We start from the raw sequence: 17,369 nt of genomic DNA, 5'->3' as shown, positions 1-17,369 counted from the left end.
ATCGTTAAACATGCTGTCCTACAAGCTCTAAAACGGTGCTGACCACCTTTTCCGGTGTCGGCAGGTAGATATCTTCAAGCGGAGGCGAAAATGGAACGGGCGTATGCGGCGCCGTCACCTTTTTGATTGGTGCATCAAGTAAATCAAAGCCTTTATCGGCAACTAAAGCGGCGATATCGGCTGCAATGCCGCATCGTGGATTTGCTTCATCAATGATGATGAGGCGGTTTGTTTTTTCTACTGAAGCCAAAATCGTCTCCTCATCAAGCGGCGACAAGCTTCTCGGATCAAGGACCTCCGCTTCGATTCCCCTGGCCGCAAGCTGCTCTGCCGCTTTTAGAGCCGTGTTGACTTGTTTCCCGACGGCGAAAATCGTCACGTCAGAGCCTTCCCGCTTCACATCCGCTTTGCCGATCGGCAGTGTGTAATAACCTTCCGGGACATCTCCTTTCATGTTGTACAATGTTTTGTCTTCAAAAAAGATAACGGGATCTTGATCCTCAATCGCCGCCAGCAGCAAGCCCTTGGCATCATAAGGAGACGAAGGCACAATCACTTTCAGGCCCGGAATGCTTGTAAAAAGGGCATACAAACTTTGCGAATGCTGGGCAGCCGCTCTGAAGCCCGCCCCATGCGTCGTTCTGATCGTGATCGGAACTTCCGCTTTTCCCCCGAACATATAGCGGAATTTCGCCCCCTGGTTCAGCACTTGATCCAAGCAGCTTCCGATAAAGTCATTAAACATCAATTCGGCGATCGGCCTAAGGCCCGTTGAAGCGGCAGCCATGGCGGCGCCGACATATCCAGCTTCACTGATCGGGGTATCAAGCACCCGTTCGCGGCCGAATTCCTGAACAAGCCCCTTTGTCACGCCAAGCACACCGCCCCATGCTTCATCATCCTGGAGATGATCGACATTCGCACCCCCTGCAACGTCTTCGCCCATTAAAATGACATCATCGTCTTTTCTCATCGCCAGTTTGATCGCTTCGTTCAGCGCACTGGACATGCTTAATTCTCTTGCCATTTCTTCTTCCCCCTTTTGATGAATTAATAGGACACATACACGTCTGTCAGTAATTCCGCTTGATCCGGATAAGGGCTTTTTTCGCTGAATTCAACCGCTTCGTTGATCTCTTCAGTGACAGCTGCCTCAATCTGGACCAGCTCCGCCTCGGTCAGCATTTGCTTTGTCAGCAATTCGGCCCTGAAAGCGGAGATCGCGTCTTTTTCCTCTTGATGCTCGATTTTTTCTTCATTTGTTTTGTAGCGCTGGGCATCGCCCTCAAAATGGCCGTAATTCCGGTATGTCATGCACTCGATTAAAGTCGGCCCTTCGCCGTTTTTCGCCCGTTTCACAGCTTCTTCCGCGGCCTGATAGACGGCCATCACGTCTTTTCCATCCACTTGTATTCCCGGTATCCCGTAGCCTGCCGCACGGTCTGCGATCGATTTGCAGCTCGATGCATAGGAAAACGGCGTCGCTTCTCCATAACCGTTATTTTCGGCAATGAATATGACAGGCAGCTTCCAGATGGCCGCGAGATTGATTCCTTCGTGAAAAGTCCCCTGGTTATTTGCGCCGTCGCCAAAAAAGCAAACGCTTACATTTTTTGTCTTTTTATATTTCGCTGTAAGAGCCGACCCGCAGGCCAATGGAAAACCGCCGCCGACAATCCCGTTTGCTCCGAGCATTCCTTTATCAAAATCGGCGATGTGCATCGAGCCTCCCTTGCCTTTACAAAGACCTGTGGCTTTGCCGTAGATCTCGGCCATCATTCCTTTGAGGTCACACCCTTTGGCGATGCAATGTCCATGACCGCGATGTGTGCTGGTAATGCTGTCTTTATCGTTCAAATGGGCGCAGACCCCGACCGCAACCGCTTCCTCCCCCGCATAAAGGTGGACGAATCCCGGCAAAATCCCCTGGGCGAACAGTTCATGCACCTTGTCTTCAAATTGGCGGATTTCAAGCATCTTTTTGTACATCCATACTGCTTTTTCCTTCGTCAATACTGCTTCCATTTCACAAAACCTCCTCATCTTTTTTCATCTCGCTTTTTATTAAGCAAAAATCGTGCCAACGTTAAACAGCTGATCTGGCGGCTGATCAATCTGGACAGCGCGTCAAAAATAGAGACAAAATGAGACGCGTGTCTCGTTTTGTCTACGAATGATTTGCCAGAAAATCTTTTTCACCGTTAGAATGGGGGATGAGGAGGTCGATGTTATGAAAAAAGCGTTCGTTTTTTTAATTGACGGATTTGAAGAAATCGAAGCCATTGCAACGATTGATATCTTACGGAGGGCTGAGGTGGATACCGTTACCATCTCCCTTGATCCGGCCCTCAGGGTTAAAGGCGGACACGGCATCGTCATTGAAGCTGACCAAATGTATGAAGACACTGATTTTCAAGAAGCGGACATGCTGATTCTGCCCGGAGGGAACGTGGGAAGCAAAAAAATGCTTGAGCATGCCGGCTTGCATGAGACATTAAAAGAAGCCGCGGCGGCCGGCACATACATTGCCGCAATTTGCGCCGCCACGATGACGCTCGGGAAAGCAGGGCTTGTCAACGGCAAGAAAGCGACCTGCTATCCAGGCGTTGAGAAAGAACTGACTGGAGCGGATATCATCACAGATGAAAATGTCGTGACAGACGGTCGTATCATTACGTCCCGCGGCCCTGCGACGACGATTCCGTTTGCCTTACAGCTGGCCGAATTATTAAACGGCAAGGAAAAAGCCGATGAAGTCGCCAAAGGAATGCTTGTCTATTAAAAAACACCGGCTTTTCCGCCGGTGTCTTTTCTATTTGCTAAACAAGCGCTGAACGCTGATAAAATCTTTGGATATGCATGGAAATGTAGCATAATTCTTTTTCCGGGAATTCAAACCCATACTCTTTCTTGACGAATTCTCCGATTTCCCGCGCGCACAAAAAGGCTTGCCTGAATTTCTTTTTAATCAGCTCTATCATATCCGCATCCAATTCATAAAAGGTTTCCCCCGCTTCTATATGCTGAATCGCAAAGCGGAGATGAGTCACAAGCCTCTCATATGAAATCGTTTCGTCTTTGATCGTAATGTTCAGCCTGTTCTCAATGATGGCGATGATGTCCCTGATCATCGTCGTGAGATCGAGCGTTTTTGTCATATCCCCGGCGTTTGTTTTGGCGGTATGAATATGTAAAGCGATATTTGCAACTTCATCCTCGGGAATGTCGATATGGAGCCTCTCTTTGATCAGCGCTTTTGCCCAGCGGCCGATTTGAAACTCTTTTGTATAAAGGACTTTGACTTCATCAAGCAGCGGATTTTTAATGACCATTCCTTTGCTGAGACGTTCGATTGCAAAAGACAGATGGTCTGAAAAAGCCACATGGATCCGCTCGTTGATTTTAATTCCCAGCTCTTTTTCCGCATGAGAGATGATCTCCTCGGCAAGCTGAATATGATCTTCCGGAAGCGTTTTTAAAATTTTCTCAAATTGACGGTACTCTGTTGAATCCTTCATGACAAATATTTTTTCGATCTTTGACCTGTCAACAATATCATTTTTCTTTTTCTGAAATGCGATGCCGGAACCTAAAACAATTTTTTCTTCATCATGGTCTTTCACGACCAGCGCGTTATTATTTAGAATTTTCTTGATTTTCATAGCTGCCTTCCTTTCATCCTGTTTTGATGAATGAAAACGGAATTACTCTTCTTTTTCCTCTTTCAAGCCAAGACACAGCGTTGCAATAAACGCAGAAACCACCGCAATTGCAAAACCGATCAGGTAATGAATCAAATTGGCGGTCCCAAGCGGCAGTATGATCGAAATCATTGGAATGCCGCTCAGCCCGTACGAATTGGCTGCGACATTCATGAAGGTCACATATGCACCGCCAAGCGCGCCGCCGATCGATGCTCCGATAAAGGGATTTAGTCGTTTCAGGTTGACGCCGAACATGACGGGTTCGACGATCCCCAGAAAGGCGGTGAGCGAAGCGGGAATTGCAATCTTTTTTACATTTGCATTTTTCGTTTTTAAAAATACGGCCAACCCCGCGCCGCCCTGGGCAACGTTGGCCATCGACCAAATCGGCAGCAAAAAATTGACGCCGTATTCCGGATCTGCCAAGAGAGACGCTTCAATCACATAAAAGCTGTGATGCAGGCCCGACAACACGATCAATGAGTAAAGCCCGCCAAATAAAAATCCGGCTGCTGCACCCGCATATTGGTAAACAAAGCCGAGGCTTTCGCTCATCAAATGGCCGATGAACAGAGAAACAGGACCCATCATAAAAATTGCGGCAAAACCGGTAATCATCACAGTAATAAATGGAATGACGAGCAAATCCAAAGAACTGGGAACGACTTTTTTCAGCACCTTCTCAATTTTGCTCATGATATAGACGGACAACAGAATCGGAATGACCGTCCCCTGATACCCGATTAATGGCACCTGAAACCCGAAAACATCTATTGTTGACGGCGTTTTGCTGCCAAGCAATGACGGATCGAGCAAATCCGGATGAGTGAGAATCCCGCCGATGACAGCCCCTAAAAACGGGTTTGCCCCAAATTGTTTAGCCGCGCTGAATCCGAGCAGCACAGGCAAAATAATAAACGCTGAGCTTGAAAACATATCGAGCATTTTCATGACAGGTCCGTTGATGGCGCCCCCGCTGAATTCCTTGAGCACCCCGATAAGCCCCATGAGCAGCCCGCTTGCGGCCATTGCCGGAATGATCGGAACAAAAATATCAGACAATGTTTTTGCAAATCTCGTAAAATAATTCATCGCAGATTGAGATTCGGGCTGCATTCCTTCTTCCAAAGGGGCGGAAGCGCATAAATGAAGCATTTCTTTATAAATTTTGTGAACGACGCCCGCCCCGAAAATGATTTGAAATAAACCATATCTGAAAAAAGTCCCCTGTACAGACTCCATCTTTTCAATGGCAGCAATATCTATTTTCGCTTCATCCCTGACATTGAAGCGCAGTCTTGTCGTACAATGGCTGATGTTCATGACATTTTCGCTGCCTCCAATGTGAGACAAAAGTTTTCTTGCTATTTCTTCATGCTGCACAGCGGCATACCCTCCTTCAATTTTTCTATCCTATCAAATGAGCCGCTTCCAATCAAAATGAAAAATGTGTCATTTCGTTTCAAAGCCTCTTTGAAGCACATTGGTTAACAAGGTCAATAGACCGTAATACCCTTTCCGAAACAAAAAAAGACCTAAAAATATGCGAAAGAAGCCGGCCGATAGGCGCAAAAAAGCACACTAAGGGCATGGGGGTCCTTTAGCACATTTTAGGTCTTGCCTGCTTTACCAGTAACAATCCTGCCGCTATTCGTTTCTTAATACGATTCTATTCTGTTCAGCCAATGACATCAATAGTACAATTCACCCATATGTTTTAAGACTTTTCAAACAAAAAAGAGTAGGCCTGCTTTTCCTTCTCTTTCATCATGATGGCGCTAACTTCTTACGGCCGTTTTCACAACCTTACATACACTGCCGCCGTCCGTTAAAGACGTTTTTCCAATTTCCCTGCTGGATAAAGCCAGGGGAATTGGAAATTGAACAAGTGTCCGGATCATTCCCATTAGCTAAGTTCTTTTTGCTTTGTTTCCGCTCCTAAAAAGAAAACGGCTGCAACAGCTGCTAAAACCGCCAGGCAAAAAATGAGGAAAATGATTGACAGCGATGTTCCCTGACTGACGAGAGAGCCGACAAGAAGCGGCCCAAAAATTCCGCCGATACGGCCGAACGCCGCCGCCATTCCCGCACCGGTGCCCCTGATCTCCGTCGGGTACTGCTCCGGTGTATAGGCGTAAAGCGCTCCCCATGCGCCAAGATTGAAAAATGATAAAAACATGCCTGCCGCAAGCAGGAGAGCAAGCGACTCAGCCGTTCCGAAAAAGTAGGCGCTGACGGCGGTGCCAAGCAGATAGACAATCAGCACCATTTTCCTCCCGGCTTTTTCGATCAGCCAGGCGGCCGTGAAATAGCCGGGCAGCTGGGCAAGCGTCATGATCAGGACGTATTCAAAGCTTTTAATCATGCTGAACCCTTTCATGACCATTACGCTTGGAAGCCATAAAAACATGCCGTAATAGGAAAAAACAACGCAAAACCAGACGATCCACAGCATCGCCGTTGGACGGGCGAATCGGCCGGACCAGACGTTTTTTATATTATCGAACATAGACGGTTTCCGTTTTTGATCAAGCGTTTCATATTTTGGCGAGTCCGGCAGGGCCAGGCGCAAATACAGTGCGTAAAACGCCGGAAGCGCAGTAATGAGCAAGGCGATCTGCCAGCCGTAATTTGGAATGATAAAATACGAAATAAGTGCTGCGGCTAACCAGCCAAATGCCCAGAAGCTTTCAAGCAAAACAACGACTCTTCCCCTCCGCTCCGGCGGAACGGTTTCCGATACAAGCGTGGATGCGACCGGCAGCTCTCCGCCCAATCCCATCCCGACAAAAAAGCGCAAAATCAAAAAGGCTGTTAATGTCGTTGTCAAAGCGGATAAACCGCTGCCGACCGAGAAAAATAGCAGGGTGATGATAAAAACATATTTCCGCCCGACGCGATCAGCCATAAGGCCAAATAAAAAAGCCCCGACAGCCATGCCGATCGAGTTGATGCTGCCAATCCAGCTCATCTCCTGCGGCGTCAATTTCCATTCCACGTGTAAAGCGGTGATAATAAACGACAATATTCCGACGTCCATCGCATCAAAAAGCCAGCCGAGCCCGGCGATGCCGAGCAGCTTCCGCTCTGAAACCGGACGGTTCTTCTTCATACTCACTCACAACACCTCTTTTGTCTTAGCAGTTTTACATGAGTATAAGTTTACACCTGTCTTTACACATTTGTCACGAGGAATTTGCGGCTGCCACATATAATGGAGCCGTTGTTAATGTTGATGAAACTTTTCTTTATGATGATCCCATTTCGGCATGAACCCGTTCTTTTTATTGTTTTCATAGCGCCTTTCGATATGGGATTTGATTTCTTTCCCTCTCTCTTGATCGATAATCCCGTACTCCACATACTTGTTAATGAGCTGTTTTTTCTTTTCCATAATATCCTTTTGCATTGATGCCAGTTCCTGTTTTTGCTCCTCAGTCAGATTGTCATAAACGCGTGTCTCTCCATGCGCCGCAGAAAGTGAAACAGCGAAAAACAGCGGCATGATCATGAGCAGGCAGACTCCTAATTTACGCATAACGCAACACCCTTCCTTCATATGTATTCATTCTATTTTTTTCTATTTGATGCAGATTATGCGCGCCTTTCGCTAAAAACAAAAACCGCTATGATGAAAATAGCGGTTTTCATTGATGACTTTGTGGTCGAGCGTTATCGGCTGGTCTTTATCCCTCTACAGGTAATAAACACATCCGCTTTTGCAAACTCCCGAATCAATAACCGATATTTATTGATTCTCTTCTTCAACATCTTTCAGATTGGTCTCGGTGTTTTTTTCAAAAGAGGTGCTGTATTTTACATAACCTGTATCCTTTGATGTCTTCGAACATATTGGCGTTGATGCTCGTATTCATGGTCATATCTTTCAACAGTTTTGACATAAAAACATAGACGGGAAGCTGAATATTCTTATAAACTTCCTTAAATTTCATCATGCTTCTTGCTCAGGCTTTACACCGTCAGTGCCGCGCTACAGAAATTTTCCCAAAAAAAGAGACAAAATGAATCATTCATTTTGTCTCAAGTTCCCTTCCGGCAGCGGCAGCCTGCTTCAGCGCCTGAAGCATATAGCCGATTCCCCTGTACCCTTCCAATGGATAGATGATCCGCCGGCCATCGCCAAACACGCTTCTCAGAACGGGACGGTACTTTTTTCCGCCGAGCATGACGATTTCGTCATATTGCATAAGACTTTTTTGTTCGGCTTGGGCTTTCAGCTCGTCAAACGCCATCATCTCCGGATGGTGCATCCCAAAGGTGACATCATAGTTCTCCGGTACGATATCATCCGGCATGAGAAAACCGTGTTTGGCGGAGAGGATCACCCAATCCGCAAAAAAGGTCTGCGCATAATTGCGGCAGGCTTGATGGAACGGGCTGAGATAGACGTCTCGTGCGGCAGACGGGCCTCTTTCCGGTTGGATATCCCAGATTTTTTTCTTGCCGCAGGGGATGAGGCAGAGTCTTTTCATCATTGGTTCCTCCTTGGAATAAGCTAAAAAACGCCTTCAAAAAGGCGTTTTTTTATTTCAGTTTAAGCGATACGACCGATTCGACATGCGCTGTCTGCGGAAACATATCAACAGGCTGAATATATTCGACTTTATAATCCTTTGCCATGTACTGCAAATCCTTCGCAAGCGTCGATGGATTGCATGATACGTATACGAACCGCTTCGGCTTGACTTTTCTGATCGTGTCAAGGAACGTCCGGTCGCAGCCTGTTCTCGGCGGGTCGACGATGACGACGTCCGGCCGAAAGCCTTCTTTCGTCCATTTTGGCAGCCAGTGTTCGGCAGTGCCTGTGACATATTGGGCGTTTTCGATGCCGTGTTTTTTGGCATTTTTGTTGGCATCTTCGATCGATTCTTTAATCACGTCCATCCCGCGGATTTCTCCTGCGCCGTCAGCGATCCACATCCCGATCGTGCCGACTCCGCAGTAGGCGTCGACGACTTTTTCAGTGCCCGTCAGTTTGGCGGCTTTTTTGACTTCATCATAAAGCTTGACGGTCTGAACCGGATTAAGCTGAAAAAAAGCGCGGGCGCTCAGCTCAAATGAAACGTCTCCGAGAAATTCCTGGATGACCATGTTGCCAGCCAGCAGCCTTGTATCCTCGCCGAAGATGACGGATGTTTTCGCTTTATTGACATTTTGGACGACGGATGTCACCTCTGGGAGGCGCTTTTTGATTTCTTCTGTGATCAGCTCTTTGCGGGGGAGTTCGTTTTTTGCCGTGACAAGCACAACCTGCACTTCTCCCGTTTCAAAGCCGACTCTTGTGACGATCGTCCGGACGTCGCCGGTCCTTTTCCGTTCATCATAGACCGAGATGCCGAAGTCTTCGAGAATCTGCTTGACGGTCTGCGTCGTTTTATTGGTGGCCGGGTGCTGGACGATGCACTCGGTAATCGGAACGAGGCGGTGCGAGTCAAGACCGAACAAGCCGGCAACCATTTTTCCGTTTTTCGTCCGCCCGAGCTGAAATGAACTCTTATTCCGATAATGCCACGGATTGTCCATCCCGATTGTCGGTCTGATCTCCATTTTGCCGATGTCAAAGCGGGTGTGGCGTTCAAGCGACTGGATGACGATATCCCGCTTTTCCTTCAACTGCTGGTCATACGCCAAGTGCTGAAGCTGGCAGCCCCCGCACTGTTCATAGATGATGCAGGGCGGTTTGACGCGGTGTTCCGAGCGTTTGCGCACTTTTTTGACCCGGCCTTCGGAAAATTTCGGATGAACCTTTGTCGCCTCGACGACGACTTCCTCGCCAGGCAGGGCGCCGGGGACGAATACGACCTTTTTCTTAAAATAGCCCACGCCTTCGCCGTTGATGCCGAGGCGTTTGATCGTCAGCGGAAATTGCTGCCCGACTTTTAATTCTGCTGATGATCCTTTGCTTTCTCGTTTCAATCATGTTCTCTCCATTTCTATTCAATGCTCCGCCATAAATACAAGGAAGCATAGCTTAAATAAGGCTGCCATTCCCTGCTCATTTCAAGCATTTCTTCTTTTGTCGGTTTATCTTTTAAGCCAAAATGGCGTTTGATGGCATTTTGGATGCCGATATCGGCCATTGGAAAAAGGTTGGGGCGGCCGAGCCCGAAGAGCAGGACGTTTTGTACGGTCCAAGGGCCGATGCCTCTGATTTTCACCAGCTTTTCCATGATGTCTTCATCAGTGAGCGATCCAAGCTCATCAAGCTTTAGTCCGCCTTCTGCGATCATTCTTGACGTATCGATCACATATTCGGACTTTCTCATGCTGAACTGAAGCGCGCGCAGATCGGCGTAATCGAGCCCGGCAATCGTTTCCGGAAGCGGATAAAACCAGACGCCGTCTTTTTGCTCGCCAAATGCATGTACGAAGCGCTCTGTCAGCGTGTAGGCGAACGACAGGTTCAGCTGCTGGTGGATGATGCATTTCATCAGGCAATGATACAAATGAAAATCAAGCACCAGCGGCGTACCCGCATGCTCTTCAAAAAGCTGCGACAGATTCGTTTTTGAGAAATGATCCAAAACAGGCTGAAGGCTTTCTTTCCACTGAAAAATCCGTTTCACTTCATCCATCATTGCTGATTGATCATCTGTACCGCTGACCAGAAATTCCGGAGCGTCCGCCGTTCCGATTGCCCGCACCGTAACAATGCCCGGCTTTTTCGCTTGATTGCGAAGCGGCAGCCTGACTTCCCGTTTTTCAAGGCTGACTGCATTGAGCGGATCAAGCGAAAGCCTCTCCAAAACGCGATCAAAATGATACGGCGGTGATATGCTTACGATTTCCTTCCACATGGCTCCCCATCCCTTTTCGTCTTTGTCCACAGTATACCATGTTTGCTTTTCACTTATAAAATGAGCGAATTTTATTTTTACACTGAATGATTCCAGCGGCCCGGCAGCATGCTATGATGAAGGTGGAGGGTTGCCAATGTTGAAACATATCGCGATTACAAAAGATGGACGATTATTATCAGACATTTCTTCTGAAAGGCTCAAAGATCAAGATATTGAGTGGTATTGGACCGATTTTAATCAGCCCCCGGAGGAAGAAGCTTTATTACTAAAAAGCCATTTTCACTTTCACCCGCTGTCGATTGAGGACTGCTTCCATCATTTGCAGCGTCCCAAGCTTGACCAATATGAACAATACCTTTTTTTCGTGATCCATGCTTTAAATCAAAAAACTCTTGCCTCTGAAGAAGTCGATTTATTCGTCGGAAAAGATTTCATTGTGACATTTCACCTGCATCAGTCACCGGGCATTGCAAAGGTAAGAAAACAGTTTTTAGAAAACAAGGATCTGTGGAAAAAAGGACCGAACCATATCGCTTATATGGTCATGGATCAGCTTGTCGACGAATACTTTCCAATCCTGTATCAAATAGAAGACCGGCTGAATGAAATCGCCGAAAGCGACAACAGAAAAACGTATGGAACATTGATGAATGAAGTATTTGATATCAGGGGCGATCTTCTGAAACTGAGAAGGACGATCATTCCGATGCGTGATTTGCTGTACCGGATCTTAAATATTGAACATTTAAAAGAAAACCGCGAACGAAAAGCCTATTACAGCGACATTTATGACCATCTTCTCAAACTGACCGAAATTGTCGAAAACAACCGCGACATGACCGCTGATTTAAGGGACAGCTACCAGACGCTGAACTCCAATCGGATGAACGCCATCATGATGACGCTGACGATTGTATCAACGATTTTCATTCCGCTGACATTTATTGCCGGGGTATACGGCATGAACTTTGATAACATGCCTGAACTTCATTGGCGCTACGGGTATTTTTACGTTCTCGGAGTCATGGCCGCCGTTGTCGCCGGTATGGTCATCTGGTTTCGCCACAAAGGATGGTTTGACATTTTTAAGTAAAACAGGAAACCTTTTATGTTCTCCCTCGACTATTTCTATAGATAAGGAGGGAAAACATGAAGTTTCACAACGGATCGGCCGGAATCGGCCTGATGGTTTTCGGCTTATTGCTCTCTGTCAATACACACATGCAAATCCCGGCAGGAGAAGCGGTTGTTCAAGCTTTCGGAGGAGACGCAAGGACTTCTTCCGGACTCCATGTCATCGCGCTGATCGGGCTTCTTTTCATTATGGCCGGATTTGTGATGGCTTGGCTCTATTACAGAAAGATAGCTTGGATCCGTTTTAAGCTCTTTCTGTTTATGATGGGATTTGCGGCGCTTTTTCCGCTTGTCACAGAGCAGTCGATGTTTTTATTGAAATGGAATGCATCAGGAGCTGAGGCGATAGAGTACATCGCAAGAGAAAGTTCATGCAGCTATGATGGAGATGAAGAAGAAGGAAATATGGACTGCACGGTCAAGGTGAACAATTACGGAACAAACACAGAGCTTGTCTCGCTTTCACCTGGAATGATCGATGAATTTGAATATAAAGCGGAGACGCTGAAAGCACCTCCCCATTCACAACAAACATATGAGATCACATTCAAGGCTCAGGGACATGATGATGTTTCAATGTCAGGGTCCTTTGATGAACCTGAGTTTCAAATTGAGGTTTTAAATTAAGCATCTTTTTCGAAGTGCTTTAGATTTAAAACCTTTTAGCAGCCGTTTTTCCTATTTTAAACAATAAGGGGATCAAACTTAACAATATGGCACTCACAATAAGCGTTGATAAAAGCAGCTCTTTTATGGTAATCGATCGTTCCTGAAAAAAACGATACAGAATGAAACTATTGATCGGAATATTTAATAAAACGCCAGTTAAAACCCCTGGTGCATATGTTTTTAATATGATGCTGGCAAGCAGATGGGGAAAGATCGCGTTCAGAACCATTGCACCGAGGAAGCCTATTAAAATATATTTAGCCAGGATGGCATCAGGAAAAAATAAGTAGAAGAAAGCCGTAAGATAAGCCAAAGAGGTGATGCAGACCACCGCAAAATAAAATTCATTTTTCCCAGCCGGCTTCTGAAATTTTCCGGCTTGTTTTAACCATGCCGGCAGCCATAACACTTCTTCCAGATTGTGTAATGTGATAGAAAATAAAAATAAGATAACGAGCACTTCCATCAGTATGCTCCCCTCGATAGATTTCTTAAACGTCCAGCATGCCCGTGATATATTTCCTGTTCTGCAGTTATGGAGAAAAGCTGCTCCCTTTTTTCAGGAAACAGCTTTTCCATCTTAATCGTGATAAGATTCGGCAATCGCATTGGCGGCAATGATGGCGTTGTAAACGTCGTCAGGTGTGACAGGGAATGGCATGTTGCCCATTGTGTCTCCTTCCGCACAGGCTGCTTCTGCGACTTGACGCCATTCTTCTTCGACAAATTCCTCGACGCCAAGATCTTTCAATGTTAATGGAAGGCCGACGCCTTTAATGAAGTTGATGACGGTTTCCAGTTCTTCTGTCGGCACGTTTTCAAGAACAAGCTGCGCCAAAAGGCCAAACGTTACTTTTTCGCCGTGCTGCGCTCTGTGAAGAGCAGGTACGGCCGTCATGCCGTTGTGGATCGCATGAGCTGCGGCAAGTCCGCCTGATTCAGCGCCAACGCCGCTCAAATAGATCGTCGCTTCAATGGTGTCTTCAACAGCGCGCGTTGAAATTCCGTGTTTGACGGCCTCCATCGCTTTTACACCGTTTTCCAAAAGCGTGTCATAGCAAAGGCGGGCAAGTCCCAGGCCTGTTGTTGACGGCTTCATCAGCACAAGGTTGTCCCCATTTGACCGATAGCATGCTCTCGCTTCAAAGTATGTCGCCAGCGCGTCTCCGATTCCGGCTGCGAAAAAGCGCGGCGGCGCTGAGGATAAAATATCTGAATCTGCCAGAACGACATCAGGGTTTGTAGGCAAAAATAAATAGCGGTCAAATGCTCCGCTATGTTTATAGATGACGGCAAGCGCCGTACAAGGAGCATCTGTTGAAGCGATGGTCGGGAAAATGACAACCGGCAGCTTTTCATAATATGCTGTCGCCTTTGCCGTATCTAGCGTTTTTCCGCCTCCAATTCCAACGATGATGTTCGCGCCTGCTTCGCGTGCAAGCTCCCTGTTTCGGTCGATTTCTTCTTGCGTACATTCATAATTAAATTTTTCAAAAACGGCTTGATTGCCCGCTTTTTGAATTGAATCCCCGGCTTCTTTTTGAGCCCGTTCCATAATGAACTCGTCGCAAATGATGTAAGCCTTGTCGCCATAATCGTGAATGTAATCATTCAAATGCTCAAGCAATCGTTTCCCTATTATAAATTTTTTTGGTGATGTAACTGATTTTACTGAATTTGACATGGTGCCATTCCTCCTTCAATTAAATAATAAACCTATTTCTTCTGTAAATCTAGTAATATATGTATATAAATTGGTTTTTTATTCTATAGAATTGACTAGAGAAAATAAAAGTGCCTGCAGCATCATTTTTAAGACAAAATAAAAACCTCCGGAATATGCCGGAGGTTTTTCTGCTTAAAGGGGCTTTATCATCATATATTTTTCAAACATGAGATCGTCAAGGCTTTTGAATGTGTAGCCTTCCTTTTTCAAATCGGTAATTGCTTTCTCAAGCGCATCTGCATTGTCTTTTGACACAGTATGAAGCAGATAGATGGCGCCTGGATGCGCTTGTCTTAACATGTTGTCATAAGCATATTTCCAGCCTTTTTGGGCATCGATTTTCCAGTCGACAAAGGCCACTGACCAAAAAACGGTTTGATAGCCGAGCTTTTTCGTTTCGGCTAACACCCGCTCGCTGAAAACGCCGCGCGGCGGGCGCAAATACAGGTTGTTCTTTTTGCCCGTGATTTTAAAAACTTCCTCATCGACAGATTCCAATTCCTCTTTAATGACACGTCTCGTTTTCGTCGTCAGATCCGGATGGTGAAACGAATGGTTGCCGATGATATGCCCTTCATCAGCCATCCGTTTGATCAGCTCCGGTTTGTCTTTGACAAAATGGCCCGTCACAAAAAAGGCCGCCTTAACGTTTTGTTTTTTCAAGACATCGAGCACCTTCGGGGTATAACCATTTTCATAGCCGTTATCAAAGGTTAGATAGATCGTCTTTTCTTTTGTGTTGCCCAAATAGATGGCGTCATACTGCTTTAAAAGCTCATTGAGCTCTTTTCCCGCGTCAACGGGCTGATGGTTTTTGCTTTTCGCGAATCCCCAATGAAGTGACTTGTTGGATATCGCCATAGCATTGTCCGCAAAAGCCAGCATCAGAAGAAATCCGCAGCATATGGCACAGATTCGTTTCATGATCTTCGCTCCCAGCTTCATTTTTCCTTATTGTGCAAAAGAGCTTAGCCTTTCATACCAAGCAACACTTGGAAAACAGCAAAAAACCGCGGCTTACAAGCGCTGCGGTTCTACTTCCAGTCTTTTTTAAATCGTTCGTATTTGGCTTCCAGATCGTCAAGCATGCCGATCAGCCTGTCAATATCTTCAATGTCCGTCGATTCCGGGTCTAAAGAGTCGATCACGGACATAAACATATCCAATCTGTTTTTTAAATAAATGACTTGCTGTTCTTTATCAGTTACTGCGTTACCCATGCTTCTCCTCCTTTTGTTCCTTAATGGTAGCCCATCACCCGTTTTTTTTCAATGATCCGTCACTTGCGAAGCATCCGGATGAGGTCTAAAATGAATAGTTGGGCTATGATTAGTATGTCCTATCGATAAAGGAGTTAGATATATCATGACACAAAAAATGAAGGTCCGTCCGATTACACCTGAGTTTGATCCTTGGGAAGCGTATATGGACGTTGACCAGTATGGCGATATACAGCTGACGAACGTTGAATTTACGACGACGACTCTTTGCAATATGCGCTGTGAGCATTGCGCCGTCGGATATACGCTTCAGCCGAAGGATCCGAACGCACTGCCGCTCAGCCTCCTTTTAAAACGGCTTGATGAAATTCCCCGGCTCCGCTCTTTAAGCATTACCGGCGGAGAGCCGATGCTTTCGTTAAAATCGGTAAAGGAATATGTCGTTCCTTTGTTAAAATATGCGCATGAGCGCAGCGTCAGGACGCAGATCAATTCAAACCTGACGCTTGATATCGGCCGCTATGAGATGATCATCCCCTATCTGGATGTGCTCCACATCTCCCACAACTGGGGAACAGTCGAGGATTTTGCCGAAATCGGCTTTGCAATGATGGATAAAAAACCAACATTTGCACAGCGCGCCCGTTATTTCGAGAAAATGATCGAAAACAGCCGGACGCTTGTTGAGGAAGGAGTCATGGTGTCCGCCGAGACGATGCTGAATAAACGGACGCTCCCTCATATTGAGCATATTCACCGTCAGATTGTCGAAGAAATGAAATGTCAGCGCCATGAAGTGCACCCGATGTATCCGAGCGATTTTGCGAGCGCCCTTGAATCACTGAGCTTAAAGCAGATGAGGGAAGCGATTCACCGGCTTCTCGATATTCGCGATGAGGATACGTGGATGCTGTTTGGCACCCTGCCGTTTTATGCATGCAGCCCAGATCCCGAGGACCGCGCTCTCTTGCAACGGCTGTGGGAAGCCAAAAATGTCACCGTCAGAAATGACCCTGACGGACGCTCGCGCCTGAATGTCAATATTTTTGACGGCAATATCATTGTGACGGATTTCGGCGATACCCCGCCGCTCGGCAACATTCAAACTGACAGCCTGGCAGACGCCTACAGCAGGTGGAGACAAACCGAGCTCGCGCAGGAGCTGAACTGCCACTGCCCAAATGTCAGATGCCTCGGTCCGAATGTACTCGTGAAAAACAGCTACTACCAAAATGTTGATTTTTCTTCCCGGAAGGCGAGAATATAAAGAAAAAATAAGCAAGCCGTAAAGGCTTGCTTATTTTTATTTCGGCTGATGGCTCAGCTGAAAGCTGAACGTCAGGTGATCCTGTACAGGAATCCAAGCTCCGATTCCCTGAGAAGTGATATTTTTGACGACAAGCTTTCTCTTGTTGCCTCTCAGAACAAGGTACACTTCCCCGTAGGTGACTTTTCCTTTTTCATTGACAGCCGGGGCGTAAGCATTGAGATAACCAAGCTTTTTCGGTGAGACTTTGTAGACTTGATCGCGTTTTGTGCCGGCTCCGACAACAGTTTCAAATGCAAGCGGCAGCTTTGTTTTTTCCATGGCCTTGAGCATCATCATATTTTTCACATCGTCGGACTTCGGCACTTTAGCCGTTAGACCGCCTTTGATTTTACTTGTCCGCTCCTGTGAATATGTGATTTCGGCAGGCGCTTTTCCGCCTCTGTTGTCAAAGCGGTTTGTATTGATTTTGCGGTATTCCCAGTTTGCAACAGTTTCATTTGATGTGTATCCCAGCGCCCATCTTCCCAAGTAAATCGTTGCTCTGTATCCAATGGCAGTCGGCGTTCCGGAAATGCTTGTTTCGTTCAGCATTTTGATAAGGTGCGGATTTTCGATTGCCGTATCGGATGTTTTGAGAAGTTCTTCAGCCAACTCGCTCGGCTGCAATCTCGGCTGATCCTGTGAAGCGTTTGGATATGTGTTTTCTTTGGAAATATTGGTGACAGAGCTTGGAATCTTGATCGGTTTAGCTGCATCAGCTTCCTGTACAGCGAAAAAACTAAAGGATAAAAACGCAATCAGCGTAAAACACAAAAGCTTTTTCAT

Annotated in this window: 18 protein-coding genes; 4 read left to right on the top strand and 14 right to left on the bottom strand. The window is 46.5% G+C overall.

Annotated elements, in window-relative coordinates; translation table 11 throughout:
* Positions 1-4 precede the first annotated feature (4 nt).
* Positions 5-1,027, bottom strand: a complete 1,023-nt coding sequence (locus tag R5H20_RS04615) for an alpha-ketoacid dehydrogenase subunit beta (protein ID WP_006639894.1) — start codon at positions 1,025-1,027, stop codon at positions 5-7.
* Positions 1,028-1,050: 23 nt separating this feature from the next.
* Positions 1,051-2,025 (bottom strand): thiamine pyrophosphate-dependent dehydrogenase E1 component subunit alpha, encoded by a 975-nt coding sequence (locus R5H20_RS04610; RefSeq protein ID WP_006639895.1) that lies wholly within the window; start codon positions 2,023-2,025, stop codon positions 1,051-1,053.
* A 205-nt stretch (positions 2,026-2,230) separates the two neighbouring features.
* Between R5H20_RS04610 and R5H20_RS04605 the strand changes: the two genes are divergently transcribed.
* The gene (locus R5H20_RS04605) at positions 2,231-2,782 is read left to right on the top strand and encodes a DJ-1 family glyoxalase III (RefSeq protein WP_006639896.1); all 552 of its coding nucleotides are present in this window, start codon (positions 2,231-2,233) and stop codon (positions 2,780-2,782) included.
* Between the two features lie 37 nt (positions 2,783-2,819).
* Here R5H20_RS04605 and R5H20_RS04600 read toward each other — a convergent pair whose 3' ends face one another.
* The 7 genes from R5H20_RS04600 to R5H20_RS04570 all read right to left on the bottom strand — a co-directional run bounded on the left by R5H20_RS04600 (position 2,820) and on the right by R5H20_RS04570 (position 10,522).
* A complete protein-coding gene (locus R5H20_RS04600) occupies positions 2,820-3,662 on the bottom strand; it encodes a PRD domain-containing protein (RefSeq protein WP_006639897.1) in 843 nt (280 codons plus the stop codon).
* A 42-nt stretch (positions 3,663-3,704) separates the two neighbouring features.
* On the bottom strand, positions 3,705-5,087 hold the full coding sequence (locus R5H20_RS04595; RefSeq protein ID WP_006639898.1) for a sucrose-specific PTS transporter subunit IIBC: 1,383 nt from the start codon (positions 5,085-5,087) through the stop codon (positions 3,705-3,707).
* Between the two features lie 523 nt (positions 5,088-5,610).
* Positions 5,611-6,816, bottom strand: a complete 1,206-nt coding sequence (locus R5H20_RS04590; RefSeq protein ID WP_006639899.1) for an MFS transporter — start codon at positions 6,814-6,816, stop codon at positions 5,611-5,613.
* Between the two features lie 114 nt (positions 6,817-6,930).
* A complete protein-coding gene (locus R5H20_RS04585) occupies positions 6,931-7,242 on the bottom strand; it encodes a YckD family protein (protein ID WP_040348702.1) in 312 nt (103 codons plus the stop codon).
* 493 nt (positions 7,243-7,735) lie between these two features.
* On the bottom strand, positions 7,736-8,197 hold the full coding sequence (locus R5H20_RS04580; protein WP_006639901.1) for a DUF6884 domain-containing protein: 462 nt from the start codon (positions 8,195-8,197) through the stop codon (positions 7,736-7,738).
* A gap of 52 nt (positions 8,198-8,249) precedes the next feature.
* Positions 8,250-9,641 carry a 23S rRNA (uracil(1939)-C(5))-methyltransferase RlmD gene (gene rlmD / locus R5H20_RS04575; RefSeq protein WP_006639902.1) on the bottom strand — a complete coding sequence of 464 codons (1,392 nt, stop codon included), beginning with the start codon at positions 9,639-9,641 and terminating at the stop codon, positions 8,250-8,252.
* Positions 9,642-9,658: 17 nt separating this feature from the next.
* A complete protein-coding gene (locus R5H20_RS04570; protein WP_006639903.1) occupies positions 9,659-10,522 on the bottom strand; it encodes a DNA-3-methyladenine glycosylase family protein in 864 nt (287 codons plus the stop codon).
* 136 nt (positions 10,523-10,658) lie between these two features.
* Between R5H20_RS04570 and corA the strand changes: the two genes are divergently transcribed.
* Together corA and R5H20_RS04560 are read left to right on the top strand one after the other, a co-directional pair.
* Complete coding sequence (gene corA / locus R5H20_RS04565) at positions 10,659-11,618, top strand: magnesium/cobalt transporter CorA (RefSeq protein ID WP_006639904.1); 960 nt, start codon at positions 10,659-10,661, stop codon at positions 11,616-11,618.
* Between the two features lie 56 nt (positions 11,619-11,674).
* Positions 11,675-12,286: a hypothetical protein gene (locus tag R5H20_RS04560; RefSeq protein WP_006639905.1), complete on the top strand. Its 612-nt coding sequence runs from the start codon at positions 11,675-11,677 to the stop codon at positions 12,284-12,286.
* 25 nt (positions 12,287-12,311) lie between these two features.
* Here the strand turns inward: R5H20_RS04560 and R5H20_RS04555 are convergent, their stop codons facing one another.
* The 4 genes from R5H20_RS04555 to R5H20_RS04540 form a co-directional block, all read right to left on the bottom strand.
* Positions 12,312-12,794: an HXXEE domain-containing protein gene (locus R5H20_RS04555; RefSeq protein WP_006639906.1), complete on the bottom strand. Its 483-nt coding sequence runs from the start codon at positions 12,792-12,794 to the stop codon at positions 12,312-12,314.
* Between the two features lie 114 nt (positions 12,795-12,908).
* A complete protein-coding gene (locus R5H20_RS04550) occupies positions 12,909-14,012 on the bottom strand; it encodes a glycerol dehydrogenase (protein WP_006639907.1) in 1,104 nt (367 codons plus the stop codon).
* Positions 14,013-14,186: 174 nt separating this feature from the next.
* Entirely contained in the window at positions 14,187-14,978 is a 792-nt protein-coding gene (pdaA, locus tag R5H20_RS04545; RefSeq protein WP_006639908.1) for a delta-lactam-biosynthetic de-N-acetylase, read from the bottom strand.
* A gap of 110 nt (positions 14,979-15,088) precedes the next feature.
* Positions 15,089-15,274, bottom strand: a complete 186-nt coding sequence (locus R5H20_RS04540; RefSeq protein ID WP_006639909.1) for an SE1561 family protein — start codon at positions 15,272-15,274, stop codon at positions 15,089-15,091.
* 145 nt (positions 15,275-15,419) lie between these two features.
* Between R5H20_RS04540 and yfkAB the strand changes: the two genes are divergently transcribed.
* Entirely contained in the window at positions 15,420-16,541 is a 1,122-nt protein-coding gene (gene yfkAB / locus R5H20_RS04535) for a radical SAM/CxCxxxxC motif protein YfkAB (RefSeq protein WP_006639910.1), read from the top strand.
* Positions 16,542-16,577: 36 nt separating this feature from the next.
* On the opposite strand, the gene R5H20_RS04530 is transcribed toward yfkAB, so the two are convergent.
* Entirely contained in the window at positions 16,578-17,369 is a 792-nt protein-coding gene (locus R5H20_RS04530) for a YfkD famly protein (protein WP_006639911.1), read from the bottom strand.

The sequence above is a fragment of the Bacillus sp. KICET-3 genome (genome assembly GCF_033261025.1).
Lineage (GTDB): Bacteria > Bacillota > Bacilli > Bacillales > Bacillaceae > Bacillus > Bacillus sonorensis.
Note: the sequence above shows the minus strand (reverse complement) of the source record. Positions and strands in the feature narration are given on the sequence as shown.

What these genes read in the sequence shown, in the direction of transcription:
- R5H20_RS04540 (WP_006639909.1), bottom strand. Translation starts at nt 15,274, where the DNA reads ATGGGTAACGCAGTAACTGATAAAGAACAGCAAGTCATTTATTTAAAA.
- corA (WP_006639904.1), top strand. Translation starts at nt 10,659, where the DNA reads ATGTTGAAACATATCGCGATTACAAAAGATGGACGATTATTATCAGAC.
- pdaA (WP_006639908.1), bottom strand. Translation starts at nt 14,978, where the DNA reads ATGAAACGAATCTGTGCCATATGCTGCGGATTTCTTCTGATGCTGGCT.
- yfkAB (WP_006639910.1), top strand. Translation starts at nt 15,420, where the DNA reads ATGACACAAAAAATGAAGGTCCGTCCGATTACACCTGAGTTTGATCCT.
- R5H20_RS04530 (WP_006639911.1), bottom strand. Translation starts at nt 17,369, where the DNA reads ATGAAAAAGCTTTTGTGTTTTACGCTGATTGCGTTTTTATCCTTTAGT.
- R5H20_RS04560 (WP_006639905.1), top strand. Translation starts at nt 11,675, where the DNA reads ATGAAGTTTCACAACGGATCGGCCGGAATCGGCCTGATGGTTTTCGGC.
- R5H20_RS04555 (WP_006639906.1), bottom strand. Translation starts at nt 12,794, where the DNA reads ATGGAAGTGCTCGTTATCTTATTTTTATTTTCTATCACATTACACAAT.
- R5H20_RS04615 (WP_006639894.1), bottom strand. Translation starts at nt 1,027, where the DNA reads ATGGCAAGAGAATTAAGCATGTCCAGTGCGCTGAACGAAGCGATCAAA.
- R5H20_RS04580 (WP_006639901.1), bottom strand. Translation starts at nt 8,197, where the DNA reads ATGAAAAGACTCTGCCTCATCCCCTGCGGCAAGAAAAAAATCTGGGAT.
- R5H20_RS04600 (WP_006639897.1), bottom strand. Translation starts at nt 3,662, where the DNA reads ATGAAAATCAAGAAAATTCTAAATAATAACGCGCTGGTCGTGAAAGAC.
- R5H20_RS04570 (WP_006639903.1), bottom strand. Translation starts at nt 10,522, where the DNA reads ATGTGGAAGGAAATCGTAAGCATATCACCGCCGTATCATTTTGATCGC.
- R5H20_RS04610 (WP_006639895.1), bottom strand. Translation starts at nt 2,025, where the DNA reads ATGGAAGCAGTATTGACGAAGGAAAAAGCAGTATGGATGTACAAAAAG.
- R5H20_RS04590 (WP_006639899.1), bottom strand. Translation starts at nt 6,816, where the DNA reads ATGAAGAAGAACCGTCCGGTTTCAGAGCGGAAGCTGCTCGGCATCGCC.
- R5H20_RS04605 (WP_006639896.1), top strand. Translation starts at nt 2,231, where the DNA reads ATGAAAAAAGCGTTCGTTTTTTTAATTGACGGATTTGAAGAAATCGAA.
- R5H20_RS04550 (WP_006639907.1), bottom strand. Translation starts at nt 14,012, where the DNA reads ATGTCAAATTCAGTAAAATCAGTTACATCACCAAAAAAATTTATAATA.
- R5H20_RS04585 (WP_040348702.1), bottom strand. Translation starts at nt 7,242, where the DNA reads ATGCGTAAATTAGGAGTCTGCCTGCTCATGATCATGCCGCTGTTTTTC.